The 16572-nt window shown below is 57.1% G+C and carries 11 protein-coding genes; 3 read left to right on the forward strand and 8 right to left on the reverse strand.

From position 1 onward, the window contains the following. The first annotated feature begins 35 nt into the window (after nucleotides 1-35). On the forward strand, nucleotides 36-5279 hold the full coding sequence (locus VN887_14305) for a lamin tail domain-containing protein (protein HXT41180.1): 5244 nt from the start codon (nucleotides 36-38) through the stop codon (nucleotides 5277-5279). Nucleotides 5280-5400: 121 nt separating this feature from the next. Here the strand turns inward: VN887_14305 and gyrA are convergent, their stop codons facing one another. The 7 genes from gyrA to trxB all read right to left on the reverse strand — a co-directional run bounded on the left by gyrA (nucleotide 5401) and on the right by trxB (nucleotide 14139). Then, nucleotides 5401-8031, reverse strand: a complete 2631-nt coding sequence (gene gyrA, locus VN887_14310) for a DNA gyrase subunit A (protein HXT41181.1) — start codon at nucleotides 8029-8031, stop codon at nucleotides 5401-5403. Between the two features lie 41 nt (nucleotides 8032-8072). Next, nucleotides 8073-10586, reverse strand: coding sequence for a DNA topoisomerase (ATP-hydrolyzing) subunit B (gene gyrB, locus VN887_14315; GenBank protein HXT41182.1), 2514 nt, complete (start codon nucleotides 10584-10586; stop codon nucleotides 8073-8075). Nucleotides 10587-10829: 243 nt separating this feature from the next. Then, nucleotides 10830-11291, reverse strand: coding sequence for a hypothetical protein (locus VN887_14320; protein HXT41183.1), 462 nt, complete (start codon nucleotides 11289-11291; stop codon nucleotides 10830-10832). A gap of 40 nt (nucleotides 11292-11331) precedes the next feature. Beyond that, the gene (locus tag VN887_14325; GenBank protein HXT41184.1) at nucleotides 11332-11820 is read right to left on the reverse strand and encodes a hypothetical protein; all 489 of its coding nucleotides are present in this window, start codon (nucleotides 11818-11820) and stop codon (nucleotides 11332-11334) included. Further along, a complete protein-coding gene (locus VN887_14330; protein ID HXT41185.1) occupies nucleotides 11817-12419 on the reverse strand; it encodes a sigma-70 family RNA polymerase sigma factor in 603 nt (200 codons plus the stop codon). Before VN887_14330 ends, VN887_14325 begins: the two co-directional genes overlap by 4 nt. Nucleotides 12420-12457: 38 nt before the next feature. Beyond that, the gene (locus VN887_14335) at nucleotides 12458-13120 is read right to left on the reverse strand and encodes an imidazoleglycerol-phosphate dehydratase (GenBank protein ID HXT41186.1); all 663 of its coding nucleotides are present in this window, start codon (nucleotides 13118-13120) and stop codon (nucleotides 12458-12460) included. An 89-nt stretch (nucleotides 13121-13209) separates the two neighbouring features. After that, a complete protein-coding gene (trxB, locus tag VN887_14340; GenBank protein ID HXT41187.1) occupies nucleotides 13210-14139 on the reverse strand; it encodes a thioredoxin-disulfide reductase in 930 nt (309 codons plus the stop codon). Nucleotides 14140-14240: 101 nt separating this feature from the next. Here trxB and VN887_14345 point away from each other — a divergent pair, with 101 nt between their 5' ends. Beyond that, the gene (locus VN887_14345; protein ID HXT41188.1) at nucleotides 14241-15047 is read left to right on the forward strand and encodes an SAM-dependent chlorinase/fluorinase; all 807 of its coding nucleotides are present in this window, start codon (nucleotides 14241-14243) and stop codon (nucleotides 15045-15047) included. Here VN887_14345 and VN887_14350 read toward each other — a convergent pair. Next, on the reverse strand, nucleotides 15026-15730 hold the full coding sequence (locus VN887_14350; protein ID HXT41189.1) for a rhomboid family intramembrane serine protease: 705 nt from the start codon (nucleotides 15728-15730) through the stop codon (nucleotides 15026-15028). The two genes, VN887_14345 and VN887_14350, sit on opposite strands and share 22 nt — an antisense overlap. A 111-nt stretch (nucleotides 15731-15841) precedes the next feature. On the opposite strand from VN887_14350, the gene VN887_14355 reads away from it, so the two are divergent. Continuing rightward, nucleotides 15842-16572 (forward strand): amino acid--tRNA ligase-related protein (locus VN887_14355; protein HXT41190.1); only part of this gene is annotated, 731 nt, incomplete at its 3' end.

Genomic DNA, 16572 nt, shown 5'->3' on the forward strand with positions numbered 1-16572 from the left:
CCATTTGGACGGGCGATAACTCAGCTCAATGCGATTTGACCGATACTTCTCTGGCCTCACCCCAAACCGCCACGCTCCGTTTCAAGGCGCGCTGGTTGCGCGGGTGGCCGGAAGTCCTTCTCCGCGTTCACGGCAACTGGCTCGAAGCTACCGGCAGGCTGCCCCTGCCCGCCAACCTTGGAACGCCGGGAGCGCCGAACAGCCGTTTGGTCGCCAATGCCGGACCGGCGATTTACGAGGTCACTCACACGCCGGGTATCCCGGCAGCGAACCAGAACGTCGTCGTGACGGCGCGGTTGCACGATCCAAATGGCCTCCAAGGCGCCACACTTTTTTATCGCGTGGATCCAGGCGCGACTTATTCAAGCGTGTCCATGACGGACAACGGCGCCGGCGGCGACGCGATCGCGGGCGACGGCATCTACAGCGCGACGATTCCGGGCAAAGTTGCTGGCAGCGTCGTTGCATTTTACATTCAGGCCACCGATTCGCCGGGTGCTTCCAGTCGTTTCCCTGCCGCATTGAACGACAACGGACCCGTTCGCGAATGCGTGGTTTATTTCGGCGACACGATCCAGGCGACCGGTTTCGGCGCATATCACTACTGGCTCACATCGGCCAACATCGATCGCTGGGGAGGCCTTGGAAATCTGAGCAATGAGCCGATTGATGGCACCTGGGTTTACGGCAGTCGCGTGATCTACAATATGCATGGCCACTTCGCCGGCAGCCCCTACCATCAACAGTTCGACACACCCAACGGTAATTACTGCCACTACCACCTGGACATGCCGGAGGACGACCAGTTCCTCGGCACGACTTCGTTCAACAAGATTCACGCGCCAGGCAACGGGCCGTTCGACGACGACACCATCCAGCGCGAACAAACTTCCTACTGGCTTGTCCGCAAACTCGGCCTGCCCTGGAACTATCGTCGATATGTTGCGGTTTATGTCAACGGCGGCCGCCGCGGCACGTTAATGGAGGACTCCCAGGTGCCCGGCGGCGACGTTCTAAACGAACGTTTCTCAAGCGATGCCAACGGGGATCTGTACAAACTGCAACCCTGGTTCGAGTTCGATCCAACCGGTTCGGGCTTCAACAATGTCTCCTGGTGCACATTGAACAATTACACGACCACCGGCGGCGCCAAGAAACTCGCCCGGTATCGTTGGAATTATCTCAAACGCGCGGTCCAGGATTCGGCGAACAATTACACCAACGTTTTTGGTTTGATCAACGCGGCCAATACTCAGGGCGCGGGTTACACTCCGGCGATGGACGCGTTGGTTGATACGGAACAATGGATGCGTACCTTCGCCGTGGAGCATGCCGTCGGCAACTGGGACGCGTTCGGATGCCAGAACGAACAAAACATGTACGGCTACAAGCCGACACAGGGCAAATGGCAGCTCATGATCTGGGACTACAATATCGTGCTTGGCAACAGTGGATCGTGGGGGCCCGGTCAAAACCTGTTTTCAATCAACGGAGCCGACGGACCGATGCAGGCGATGTACAACAATCCTCCATTTTTAAGGGCCTACTGGCGCGCGCTTGAGGAACTCTGCAACGGACCGATGCTCGCCAATAACGTTGGCCCGGTCCTGGACGCAAAGTACGCCGCGTTTGTCGCCGACGGCGTCAACGTCGTTTCGCCGTCCGCGTCGGTCAAAGGCTGGATTGCCAGTGCGCGCACCAGCATTCTCTCCCAGGCTGCGGCCGCCAACGCCAACCCGGCCTTTGCGGTTAACGGTCCAAGTTCGTTCAGTACGAACGCGAATCAGATCACATTGACGGGCACGGCTCCCGTCGGGGTCAAAACCATTGTTGTCAACGGAGTCGCCTACCCCGTGACGTGGACCACTCTGACGAACTGGAAACTTGGCATCGCACTTTCGGGTGGATTGAACACGATCACAATTCAAGGACTGGACAATCAGGGTAACGTCGTCAGCGGCGCCACCGCGACTGTTTCCATCAATTATACCGGCATCGCCGAGCAGCCCCAGGGACACCTCGTCATCAATGAAATCATGTATAATTCCGCGCTGCCAGACGCCTCTTTTGTCGAGATACTGAACACCTCGACGACCAACGCGTTTGACCTGTCCGGGTGGCGTCTCGACGGAGCTGACTTTACGTTTCCCGGCGGCAGTATCATTCAGCCCAACGGTTTTCTTGTCGTGGCTGGCGACGCCCAAGGTTTTGTCGCGGCTTACGGCAGCAGCATTCCGCTGGCGGGAGTATTTGGCGGCAAATTGCAAAATGGCGGCGAAACCTTGAGGTTGATAAAGCCCGGGGCCACGCCCGCACAGGATGTCACAATTGACGAGGTCACTTATGACAGCACCGCGCCCTGGCCGACCGTGGCCAATGGTTTCGGCCCGTCTCTTCAACTCATCGATCCGACGCAGGACAACAACCGCGTTGCAAACTGGTCGGCCTCCGTCACCAACGCCTCCTTGGGTCCACAATGGCAGTACGTCACTGTCACTGGCACGGCCACCTCCTCGCGCCTCTACGTTTATTTGAGCGCGCCTCCTGGTGGCGGCGACGCTTACGTTGACGACGTCAAGCTGGTAGATGGTGCGACCCCCGAAGTCGGAACGAATTATATCAATGACGGCGCATTTGAGACGGCCTTGTCGGGCTCGTGGAATCTCACCCCAAACACGGCGGGCAGTGGAATCACGACGTCTTTCGCGCACGCCGGCGCAAGCAGCCTGCACCTGGTGTGCGCCACCAACGGAACAACGGTGACCGATTCGATCTGGCAGGACCTGGGGCCGTTGACGAACGGAAACCAGTACACGTTGAGTTACTGGTATCTGCCCAACACCAACGGCGCAACGCTCACGGTACGTCTGTCGGGAAGTGGCGTGCGTAGTGACCAGAACATCGCTCCTTCCGCGTTCCAGGCCACGGCGCTCTACACTCCGGGTGCCCCAAACTCCGTGCGCACAAATCTAGCAAGCTTTCCTGCGGTCTGGCTTAACGAAATTCAGCCAGGCAACGTGACTGGAGTTCAAGACCGCTTTGGACACCATCATCCGTGGGTCGAGCTGTATAACAGCGGCGCCAGTGCGCTAAACCTCTCCGGATACTACCTGGCGAACAATTATTCGAACCTTACGCAATGGCCGTTCCCGGCAACAACGACAATCAACCCGGGACAGTTTATGGTCGTCTTTGTGGACGGAAATGGCGGCGAATCCCTAAGCAACGAGCTGCATACCAGTTTCGCCGTGCCGCAGGCGAGCGGAACGATTGTGTTGACCAAAGCTATTGGCAACCAAACCACCCTCGTTGATTACCTCAACTACAGCCTGATTAACGCGGACCGTTCGTACGGGGCCTTCCCGGACGGCACGCCGGCCAGGCGCCAGAAGTTTTATTACGCCACGCCCGGCGCCACAAACGACAGTACCTGGCCGGCGGTACCCGTCACCATCAATGAGTGGATGGCCAGCAACACCGGCACTCTCGCTGACCCCGCGGATGGGCACTACGACGATTGGTTTGAACTCTACAATGCAGGCCCAACAGTTGTTGATCTGTCGGGTTACACGCTCACCGACACGCCCACCAATGCGACGCAGTTCACCATTCCGCCGGGGTACGCGGTCCCCGCCGGAGGTTACTTGCTCGTGTGGGCCGACAATGATACCAGCCAGAACGCAACCAACAGCCCCGAATTGCACACGAACTTCAAATTAAGCGGAGGTGGGGAATTCATCGGACTCTACTCACCAAACGGAACGAACATAGACGCAGTCACCTTCGCCGCGCAGACAAATGACATCAGTCAAGGCCGGTATCCTGACGGGAATTCCGGTCAATTTTATTTCATGCAGACACCAACGCCGGGGACGGCAAACCTATTGGGCATCGTGAGCAACCAGCCGCCCGCATTGTCTTCGATTGGCGCCAAATCCATCAACGAAGGCAGCCAGTTGGTCTTTACAGCGGTGGCGGCTGATCCCGACGCTGGACAAACGTTGATGTACTCGCTCGACCCTGGCGCGCCACAAGGCGCATCGATCAATCCGAGCAGCGGCGTGTTTATCTGGACGCCATCAGAGGCGCAAGGCCCCGGTTCGTATCCCATCACCGTTCGCGTGACTGACAACGGCTCACCGGCTTTGAGCGACTTCGAAACTATTGCGATTACGGTCAACGAAGTGAACACCTCACCGTCGCTCGCCTTCGTAAACAACCAGAGTGTAAACGAGGGCAGTCTGCTCACTTTCGTCGCATCGGCCTCCGATCCAGATGTTCCCGCCAACGCGCTGACTTTCAGCCTCGATCCCGGCGCACCGGCCGGAGCGAGCATCAACCCGACAAACGGCACGTTCAGCTGGACACCAACAGAAGCGCAAGGCCCCGGCACCAATTCGATCACGGTTCGCGTGACCGACAATGGCTCGCCGGCATTGAGCGACGCCCAGACGTTTGCCGTCGTGGTAAATGAGGTCAATGTCGCGCCTGTCCTCGCTCCCATTGGTAACAAGGTCGTAAGCGAAGGAAGCAATTTAACCTTTATCGCCACAGCCACCGATCCGGACACACCGGCGAACACCCTGCTTTTCAGCCTGGATCCGGGCGCACCGGTTGGAGCGAGCATCAACCCGACAAACGGCACGTTCTCTTGGACACCGACGGAGGCGCAAGGCCCCGCCACCAATTCGATCACGGTCCGCGTGACCGACAATGGTTCGCCGGCAATGAGCGACGCCAAGACTTTCACCGTCGCCGTCAATGAGGTCAATGTCGCGCCTGTTCTCGCTGCGACGACCAATCAGACCGTGACCGCAGGCATCTTGCTCAGCATCACGAACTCGGCAACGGACGCTGACATGCCCGCCAACGCTCTGTCGTTCTCCCTCGATCCCGGCGCCCCTGTTGGCGCGACAATAACCACCAGCGGCCTGTTTACTTGGACGCCGTCCGCCAACCAAGCGCCAAGCACAAACTCGATCACCGTGCGAGTCACTGATGACGGTTCGCCTCCGTTAAGCGATGCGAAGACCTTTACCATCGTTGTAAACGCGACGACTGAATTGCGTGTGACTACCATAACCGTTTCGGCCAACAACGTCGTCACGCTGAACTGGAACTCTCAGGCGGGTCTGACCTATCGAGTCGAATACAAGGACGATCTCGGTCAGACGAACTGGAATTCGCTCGGTGATTTCAACGCAAGCGGCGCCAGCACTTCTGCAACAAACGCCATCGCGGGAACACTCCAGCGGTTTTATCGAATTCACCAGTTGTAGAGGATGTGCGAGGCGGCATTCGCGGCCATGCTTGGTGTCCCTGGCGCCCGTGCCCGGGAACTTCGGCGACCCGGCGGTTTAGATGCGGCGGATGCTGTTTGAGCGGGCGACCAGAACCCGCTCATTGCTGGGCGGGATTCTCGTCGGCGTCCCCCTTCTCTTCACTGATGACCGGCGCAATGGCCTGCAGTTTATCGCCTGTCTCCAAATTGATAAGTTTGACGCCTTGTGTGTTGCGGCCGGTCTCACGAATGTCTTTTACGGACGTGCGGACCATTTGGCCGCCCACCGTGATGAGCATAATCTCGTCTTCGTCCTTCACGGTAAGCGCGCCCACCACGGCGCCCGTCTTTTCCGTGGTCTTCATCGTAATGATGCCCTTGCCACCGCGCGATTGCTTGCGATACTCCTCGAAACTTGTCCGTTTGCCAACGCCCTGCTCTCCCGCGACCAGCAATGTCGCGTCGGAAACCACAACCGCGGCGGCGACAACCGCGTCATCTTTTTCCAGATTGATTCCCCGCACGCCAGTTGCCGGTCGACCCATCGAACGCACGTCCTCCTCTCCGAACCGGATGCTCATTCCATCCCGGGTGATGAGCACGACTTCGCTCTGTCCGGTCGTCGATTTGACGTCAATCAATGCGTCTCCCGGTTCGATGCCGATGGCGATGATTCCACCCTTGCGGATATTGGCAAACTCATCGAGTGCGGTTTTTTTTACCGTTCCCCGTTTCGTTGCAAAGAAAATAAAACCCGGTTGCTGCCAAGTCTGGTCGTCATTGTTCGGGCCCGACTTGGCAAGGATACGGATGAGCGCGGCCACGGTTTCGCCGGTCTTCAATTCCAGCAGATTTGCGATGCTCCGGCCCTTCGCTGCCCGCCCCATGTCGGGGATTTCATGCACACGTTCAACGTAAACACGCCCGGTGTTCGTGAAGAACATCAGGTAATCATGCGTGCTGGCGGTAAACAGGTGCTCGATGAAGTCCGCCTCCTCTCCGTCCACGGCCGAACCATCACGCGTGGTCATGCCAATGACGCCTTTGCCGCCCCGGCGCTGGGCACGGTACGAACTCGTGTTCGTCCGTTTGATCAGGCCGTTGTGCGTAAGCGTGATGATCACGCCTTCATTCGCAATCAAATCCTCGATGGCAATCTCACCTTCATCGGGCACAAGATCGGTCAGACGAGGCGTGGCATATTTCTCTTTGATCTCCTTCAATTCGCTCTTGATGATCGCCAGGACACGGGCCTCTTTGGCAAGGATATCCATCAAATCCCGGATGGTTTCGAGCAAAGTTTTGTACTCGGCTTCGACCTTGTCGATCTCCAGTCCCGTCAACTGATAAAGCCGTAGATCCAGAATGGCGCCGACCTGCGTCTCGCTGAGTGAGTAACGGCCGTTATTGAAACGAGCCTCGTTCCGGAGCCTGAGACCGAAACCCTGCACCTGCGCGCGCGTGAATTCAAATGCGAGAAGTTTGATTTTTGCTTCCTCACGGTTGTTGGAACTTCGAATCAAGTGAATGAACTCATCCAGGTTCGCCAGCGCGATCAAATAGCCTTCCAGAACCTCGGCCCGATCCTCGGCTTTTCGCAATTCAAACTTCGTGCGCCGTACCACAACCTCGCGCCGGTGTTCGATGTAACAGTTGATCAACTCTTTCAAGTTGAGCGTCTTCGGCCGGCCGTGATCGATCGCCAGCATGTTCACGGCAAACGACGTTTCCAGCTGGGTGTGCTTGTAAAGGTTGTTGATGACGACCTTGGGGATGGCGTCCCGCTTCAACTCAATCACCAGTCGCGTGTTTTCGTCCGACTCGTTCCGCATCGCCGCGATATCCGCGATCACCTTCTCATTCACCAATTGAGCGATACGCTCCTCCAGAGCCGCCCGGTTGACGTTGTACGGAATCTCCGTGATAATCAGCTGTTCGCGCCCTCCTTTGAGTTGTTCGACTCCTACCTTGCCGCGGATCTTGAGACTACCCCGACCCGTCTGGAAATACTGCTTGATCCCTTCCATGCCACAAACCATGCCCCCGGTCGGGAAATCCGGCCCCTTGATGAACTTGAGCAGCTGCGGCAGGGCGATGTCCGGGTTGTCGATCTGGGCGCAGACCCCGTCAATGATCTCACCCAGATTGTGCGGCGGGATGTTCGTCGCCATGCCCACTGCGATACCCGTGCCTCCATTGATCAATAGATTGGGGAAAGCCGCTGGAAACACGGTCGGCTCCGTCCGAGTCTCGTCATAGTTCGGGACAAAATCCACCGTCTCCTTGTCCATGTCCTGCATGAGGGCCGCGCCCAGATGCGTCATGCGCGCCTCTGTGTAACGCATGGCCGCAGGCGGATCATCCTCAATCGAACCGAAGTTACCCTTGCCGTCCACGAGCCGCTCGCGCATGGCCCACGGTTGCGCCATGTGCACGAGAGTGGGATAAATCACCGCTTCACCGTGCGGATGGTAGTTGCCGCTTGTATCACCGCAGATCTTTGCGCATTTGCGATGTTGTCGGTTCGGAAAAAGCGACAGATCGTGCATCGCGTAAAGGATGCGTCGCTGCGAAGGCTTGAGCCCGTCACGCACGTCCGGCAGTGCGCGGGAAATGATCACCGACATGGAGTAGTCGAGGAACGAATTCTTGATCTCTTCCGCGACGTTGATTTTGGCTATCTTTTCATTTGCCGCAAACAAAGGGGTGTTGCTGACCGGCAGATCGTTCGGGTCTTTTGCTTCAGACATAGGATCAGCGCGGGCTGAGGCCCGCGGTCACAAATTCGGGTTCACACATCCAGGTTTCTCACGTTGAGCGCGTTGTCTTCGATGAACTGCCTCCGCGGTTCGACTTCGTCCCCCATCAGTTTGGTGAACATTTCCTCGGCTTCGACGGCGTCGGTTAAATCGATCCGCAGCAGTTTTCGCCGGGCCGGGTCCATGGTTGTCGCAAAAAGCTCCTTCGCGTCCATTTCCCCCAGGCCTTTGAAGCGCGTGATCTGAATGCCGCGTTTGCCAACTGCCTTCACGCCGCCCAGGATCTCCGCAATGGAGAAGAGCGGACGCACCTCGGCTTTCTCCCCATCGCCTTCGATCAATTCGAAAAGAGGTTTGTCCTGGGCTGCGTAATGTTCAACCTTCAGCCCCTTCCCTGCCAGCTTCGAAAGCAATTCGACGATGGCCTTGCTTTCGTGCAACTCAACGTGTCGTGCCCGTCGACTCTGCGGACCGCGGGATTTTTCGATCATCGCCGTGTCCGATTCCTCTTCGCCGAACAATTTCAGATCGGGATTGTCCGCTCCGAATCTGGCGAGTTCATCTTCCGAGTGAAAGTAATGAACAGTCTCATCGTTTCCTTCCCGCACCTTGACCAGGTGCCTCGGCAGTTCCTGGGTCCTCTTCTGCCGGTGCTCCACATAGTCCCCGAAGTCACCGCCATGCCGGCGCAACGCGCTCGCGTATTTATCGAGTGACTCGAGCAGCTCCAGGATTTCCGCCAGTTGCTTCTGGCTGAATTCCAGGCCATCGGCGAGGTTCTTCAAACGCACCTCTTCCGTTCCAATATGAATCAGAATCCGGTTCAACTGCGCGTCGTCATCAACGTATTCAACGCGTTTTTTGCGTGAAATTGCATACAGGGGCGGCTGGGCGATGTAAACGAAGCCCTTTCGGACCAGTTCGGTCATCTGACGGTAAAAAAACGTCAACAACAGTGTACGAATGTGCGAACCGTCAACGTCCGCGTCCGTCATGATGATAACTTTATGATAGCGCAATTTTTCGAGATTGAACGCGCCTTCTCCCTCGCCGTCGCCGATCCCCGTGCCAATGGCGGTAATCATCGTCCTGATTTCATTGTTATCCAGCACTTTGTTCAATCGGGCCTTCTCCACGTTGATCAGCTTGCCGCGGATCGGGAGAATCGCCTGAAATTTGCGGTCGCGGCCCTGCTTGGCCGAGCCACCGGCGGAATCGCCCTCGACAATGAATAGTTCCGTATTCGCCGGGTCGCGGTCCGAACAATCCGCCAGTTTTCCGGGAAGTCCCCCGCCGGTAAGAGCGCTCTTACGCACTGTCTCCCGTGCCTTGCGGGCCGCCTCGCGCGCCCGCGCGGCCATCAGCGACTTGTCAATCACCCGCTTCGCGATTGAAGGATTCGCGTCAAGAAAAGTCATCAACCCTTCATACACGATCGACGAAACAATACCGTCAATCTCGGTGTTCACCAGTTTGACCTTGGTTTGCGACTCAAATCTGGGATTCGGCAGTTTGACACTCAACACGCAGACCAACCCTTCGCGCACATCATCGCCCGAGATCGCCGGATCCTTCTCCTTCAAGAGGGTGTTCTGTCTTGCGTACTGGTTAATCGCGCGCGTGAGTGCGGTGCGAAACCCGGTCATGTGCGTGCCGCCATCCGGGTTGGCAATGGAGTTGGCAAAACACAGAATCTGATCTGTGTAGCTGTCGTTGTATTGCAGCACACAATCGACGAAAACGTCGTCCTTTTTTGAGCTTAAAACGATCGGCTTGGGATGAATCACCTGTTTGCCTTTACCGATTTGTCTGACGAATTCCTCAATACCGTCCTTGTAAAGAAAGCGTTCGCTTTTTTCGTTACGCTCATCTTTCAAAACGATTTCCAGACCGGGATTCAGAAAGGCCAGTTCGCGCAAACGGTTCGCCAGAATGTCAAATTTGAACTCTGTGGTAAGAGTAAAGATTGTCGGGTCAGGTTTGAAGGTGATCAGCGTGCCGGTATGCTTCGATTTCCCGATCACCTCAAGTTTCCGGATCGTCACACCGCGGGCGAACTCCATGTAATACACCTGTCCGTCCCGTGACACTTCCACCTTGAACCAGTCCGAAAGCGCGTTGACACATTTTGCGCCGACACCGTGAAGGCCGCCGGAGTATTTGTAAGCCCCCTGGCCGAACTTCCCGCCCGCGTGCAGGTTCGTCAATACAAGTTCGACCGCGGGGATTTTGAATTTTGGATGGATATCGACCGGAATGCCCCGTCCATCGTCCCGGATGGAAACAGAACCATCCACGTGAATTGTCAGTTCGACGCGGTCGCAAAAGCCGGCCAGGTGTTCATCGACCGAATTGTCCAGCACCTCAAATACGCAATGATGCAACCCGCGCTCGTCAGGGTCCCCAATGTACATCCCAGGCCGTTTGCGCACCGCCTCCAGGCCTTCCAATTTGTCAATCTTAGATGCGTCGTACTTTTCGGAGGCGTCTCCGGCGCCTTGCTTTTCGCGATTCGCGTTCTCAGAGGATTCGGAGTTTTCGGACATATTCAAGTCTTCCGCCAGAGCATGTTCTTTCAGCATAAAATCGATCCAGACGAGTCATTTGTCCGCGGGACAGACGGTGTGTGAATAATCTAAAAAAAGTGCTCCACGAACACAACTGTTATTTCGGGAATCTCCGGGCAAAAACCACAATCCATTGTGCGGGTGTGAAACGACACCTCGAACGCATTGTGTTCACAACCTGCTCGGGAGAACGGCGAGGACTCGCCCTTCAACTCATTGTGATTACTTCTCGGCCAGGCTCAAGACCACGAACCAGGCGGTGTCGTTCTTGTCGTCGCCGGCCAAAACCAGCAGCTCGCTGGAGTTGATCTTCTGAGTCTTCCTGACCGTTAGTTTGCCTTTGCCATAGAGCTTCACTTCGATTGAGGAATTACCCAGATTCTGGACTTCGATTTCACAGTGATCGCTCATCCTGACCCTCTTTGGAGTCCCGGTACTGGCGGTAAAATTCTGTCGATTGACTTCAAAATAATTCTTCCATTTAAAGACCTTGCGCAACTTTTCCCCTACGCCCCTGTCCATCTCTTTCAATTTGGGATCACCCGGCTTGTCATTGTTTGTGCCCCAGACGAGCTGGGCCTTTAAATTCAACTCCGTGCCCGCGCATCGGACCAGATAGATGCTGGAAAAAAACACCGCGACTGCGGCCAGGGTGATCCCTCCGCAACGAAACATTCTTTTCATGCCAGGGATATTTTGAGGAAAAAGCAGTGCGGCGTAAATCTTATTCGCGATGGCTGTCCACCCAAACCACCGTCATTGCTGCGGCCTCGGATCGGAACGAAAACGAACTGGTTTCCTCCAGTGGCGTTTCAATTTCGTGGCTGTCATCCCACGCCACCGCTGTGGAAAACTTTTCCGGTGTCCATAACGCCATTCCTACGAAGATGGCCAGCGCGCCCAGCGCGCCTGCGGGGGCCAGAAACCGGAGCCACGAAGTTGCCCGCCCCTCGGACACTTCAGCGGTTCGCCGCAGGCCTTCGTCTGCTTTGATTCGTCGTTCGATACCTGACCAGAAAAACTCGCGCGATTCGGGCAGTTTCTGTTCCAACTCATTTTCCGCGACCAATGATTTGGTGGTCCTCAGTTCCTCAAAAAGCGCGCGAGCCTCGACGTCACGACTTAACAGATCTTCCACTGTCCTCACGGCGCCCCCCGAAAGCTCGCGGTCAAGACAAGCCTGCACTTCCAGTTCTGTTTCGTGATTGGTCATCTGATTTGTTCCCGCTTCAACCCTGCCAGCAACACCGCCATTTTCCGCCGCGCATAGAACAACCGGGACATTACCGTACCGATTGAGCATTCCATTTTTTTGGCGATCTCTTTATATTCCAGATCTTCAAATTCGTGCAACACAAGCACTGTTCGATGTTCGTAAGACAGTCTCGCGAGCGCGTCGTCAATACGCCGCCGCAACTCGCCCCGTTCCAACCTTTCTGTCGGATTCGGTGTTGTCACCGGCATCTGCCGTTCCACACCGCCCGAATCCTCGTCCAGTTGTTCGATTGATTCCGCCCGCAGCCGTTTTTGCTTCCGCAACTGGTCGAGGCACAGGTTGATGACGATTCGTGTCATCCACGTGACAAAACTCGCCTCACCCTGGAACTGCTTCAGCCTTTGCCACGCCTTCACCCATGCTTCCTGTGAAAGATCAACCGCTTCTTCCTCATTCCGCATCATGCTGAAAGCCCGCCCGTAAATCTTGTCCCGATGCCGTGCGACCAGTTCTTCAAACGCCTGCATGTCGCCCCTCTGCGCAGCCTTAACGAGCCTTCCGTCCTCAACCGACGGGTAATCTAGTTTCCGCGACATGGGTTCGACGTGAGGAGGTGAAAGGCTATTCAGTCAGGCTACAACTTCCCTTTGGTGGTGGGCAGGACCCCGGCCATGCGCGGATCCCGTTGGCAGGCAAAGCCCACCGCTTTCGCAAACGATTTGAACAGCGCTTCGACAACGTGATGAGGTTCGTCGCCGTAAAGCAGCTCGAGATGGAGGCTGCAGCGCGCCGCATTGACGAATCCTTGGAAGAATTCTTTTGCCAGGCCGAAACGAAACGACGACGACGCGTCCTGGTTTCTTTCCGCGCGGGTGATTTTCTTGTGTGCCATGTCCTCCAGCCCGCGCCAGATCAGGACAGGCCGCCCGCTGAAATCCACAACGCCCCGCGCCAGGCATTCGTCCATCGGGACATACGCCTCCCCCGTGAACGGATTGCGGGGATCGAACCCCGCACCATAGCGCCGAATCCCCTTCTTGTCGCCAAGGGCGCCAGAAAATGCCTGACCCAAAGCGATACCGCAATCCTCCGTGGTGTGATGAGCGTCGACTTCAAGATCGCCTTTACACCACAAGCGCAAATCCACCGCCGCATGCTTCGCAAAGAGCGTCAGCATGTGGTCCAAAAATGGAAGGCCCGTCTTCACCGAGGACTCCCCCCTGCCATCGATGTTCAGCCTGACGATTACGCTCGTCTCTTTGGTGACTCGCTTCACCTGAGCGTGACGCTTTTTCATGGTTCATGATTAAACATTCGTTCCGCGGGAAAACAAAGCGAAAATCCACGTACGCGTATGAAATCGCACCCAGGGCGCGCGCGTGGAACTCACAGATTCGCCTTCGCCAGATGGCGCTCCGCCTCGATGGCCGCCGCGCAACCCATCCCCGCCGCCGTGACCGCCTGCCGATAGACCCGGTCCGAACAATCTCCAGCCACAAATACGCCCGCCACGTTGGTCTCCATTCCGCGCGCCGGTACGATGTAGCCTGCGTCGTCCATATTGATGACCCCCTTGAACAGCTGTGTGTTGGGAAGGTGTCCGATGGCTACGAAAACACCGGCACAGTCCAGCACGTTTTCCTTGCCCGTCTTCACATTCTTCAGCCGCACGCCGGTCACTTTGTCCTGTTTCGCGTCCAGAATTTCAGTCACCACGGTGTCCCAGACCGGCTTGATCTTCGGGTGGGAAAGCGTCCGTTCCGCCATGATTTTCGATGCGCGCAGCGCATCCCGGCGGTGAACCAGATAAACGGTGGAGGCAAAACGCGTGAGATAAGTCGCCTCTTCGCACGCGGAATCACCGCCGCCCACAACGACAAGCGGGTGATTGCGGAACATCGGCAACGCTCCATCACATGTTGCGCAATACGTCACGCCCTTTTTATCCAGAAGTTTTTCGCTTTCTATCCCAAGATGACGATGACCCGCTCCGCTGGCAATGATGACGGTTTGCGTTTCCACGTTCTCTCCGTCAACGGTCAGCACGAATGGTCGCTTTGACAGATCTGCGCTCTCGACGGTGCCGAATTTTACCCGCGCGCCGAACCTCTCGGCTTGCTTCTGCACTCGCGTCATCAGTTCGTAGCCGTCAATACCATCGGGAAAGCCCGGAAAATTTTCAACAATACTGGTTGTCGTCAACAACCCTCCGGGCATCGTGCCGGTGAGCACCAGTGGCGAAAGGTTCGCGCGGGCGGTGTAAAGAGCAGCGGTGAGGCCGGCACAGCCCGTTCCGATGATGACCACTTTTTCCATAAGGGTGGTGAACCTAGGGGCAGTCCGCTCCCTTGGCAAGTTTTCGATGCCGCCCGCCGTTTCTTCGTGAATCCTCCGCTCAATCAACTTAAAACCGTCCCATGAACATCATCACACTGACGACCGATTTCGGTCTCGCCGACTGGTTCGCGGCGACGATGAAGGGCGTAATTCTCAGCATTCAACCCGACGCCCATATCGTGGATATGACGCATGACATCCGCCCGGGCGACATTCGCGCCGGCGCCTTTGCTTTGGCCGCTGGCTGCCGGTTTTTCCCTAAAGCCACCATTCACGTCGCGGTCGTTGACCCTGGTGTCGGCAGCGAACGGCGCGCCATTGCCGTCCGGACATCAGATTACTTCTTCGTCGGGCCGGACAACGGCGTTCTGTCCCTCGCTTTGGCGGGCGAAAATATCAAGGCCATCCATCGAATCACAAACGAGCGGCTTTTTCGCCATCCGATCAGTAACACCTTCCATGGACGCGACATCTTTGCGCCTGTCGCCGGACACTTGAGCAAGGGTCTGCCTGTCCGCCGTCTCGGCCCCGCGATGAAGAGCTTCGTGCGACTCCCCCGGTCGAAACTGCGCCGCCTTGCTGAATCCATCTCAGGCGAGATTGTTTACATCGACCGGTTCGGCAACGCGATTACCAACATCGGCGACGAAGCGCTCGGCTCGCCTCCCGACAGCTCGCCCGAAGTCTTCGTGAGACGCCGGTCACTGTGCTTCCTCCGGCCGTTTTATCAGGCTGTGCCGCATGGAAAGCCAGTCGCTGTACGCGGGTCCAGCGGTTTTCTGGAAATCGCGGTAAACGGTTGTTCAGCTGAAAATCGGCTCCGTTTGAAAATCGGCGATGAAGTAACCGTGCAGCTCAAGTCCCCTCAAAAAACCTCGACGTCATGATACGCGCTCCGGGGCCGTCGTGCGAACAGGCTCACCGCCACACCGAACACAAATCCACCGACATGCGCCCACCATGCGATGCCGCCAAAGCCCCGGCCTTCCGCACCGAGGCTCAGCGCGCCATTGAAAAACTGCAGCAGAAACCACCAGCCGAGAAACAATACCGCGGGCAATGCGAAATACGGGCCGAAAACAAACGGCGGAATGACCGTGTCAACGCGCGCGTGTGGATAAAAGCGGAAGTAGGCGCCCATCACGCCCGCAATCGCGCCGCTCGCGCCAATGGTCGGCATCTGCGAACCAAGGTTCGTGTAGATGTGCATCAACGCGGCGACCACACCGCTGGCTAGATAAAACGCCAGATACATTCCCCGCCCAAGGCGGTCTTCCACGTTGTCGCCAAATATCCACAGGGTCCACATGTTCCCGATCAGGTGCAGCCATCCGCCGTGGAGAAACATCGAACTGAAGAACGGCAGGATTTGCTCCGCCGGACTGAACGACCGGGCAATCTCCGGAATCGAGTACCGCACCGGAACGATGGCCAGCTCGATGAACGCACGTTCCAGCCGGCGTGGTCCAAGTTGCAGTTCCCAAAGGAAGCCGAGCACGTTCAACGCAATGATCACCACGGTCACGATGGGGATCCGGCGCGAAGGAATATTGTCGCGGATTGGCAGCACGGGTGGTTCTTAACCGGTCGGAACCTTCGATTGAAGTGGAATCGCCGCGCGCGAAAGGCCCATCAAAACCTTGGACAACCCGCCCGCCTCTGTGTTTCATCGGGCCTGCAAATGAGTACGGACGACACCAATTCGTTGATCGAGCAGCGCAGGGCTAATCTCGCGAAGCTCAACGCGAAGGGCATCAACCCGTTTGCGAACAAGTTCACGCCCACACTCGCCTGCGGCGAAACGCGCGCGAAGTATGTCGCCGGCGAGTTGAAGGACGCCGGCCACGTCGAAATTGCAGGGCGCATTACCGCGCATCGCGACATGGGCAAAAGCCAGTTCATGGATCTCAAGGACGTCAGCGGCCGCATCCAGATTTACGCGCAGAAGCAAACGCTCGGCGACGAGCAATTCGACATATTCAAGCACCTCGACCTGGGCGACTTCGTCGGCGTGAAAGGCGAGCTGTTCACCACCAAGGCCGGTGAGCCGAGCGTGAAGATTACTTCGTTCGTCATTCTCGCGAAGGCACTGCGTCCGCCGCCCGCTAAATGGCACGGGCTGGAAGACACGGAGATTCGTTACCGCCAGCGTTACCTCGATCTCATGGCCAACGACGAGGTAAAGGACGTGTTCCTCAAGCGCGCCGCCATCGTGCGCGAGATGCGCGACTTCATGCACTCGCGCGGCTACGTGGAAGTCGAGACGCCGATGATGCAGGCGATTCCCGGCGGCGCGGCGGCGCAACCGTTCAAGACCAAGCATAATGCGCTCGGCTGCGAATTTTATCTGCGCATCGCGCTGGAACTGTATCTCAAGCGGCTGCTCGTCGGCGGCGTGGACAAAGTGTTCGA

Source organism: Candidatus Angelobacter sp., assembly GCA_035607015.1.
GTDB lineage: Bacteria > Verrucomicrobiota > Verrucomicrobiia > Limisphaerales > AV2 > AV2.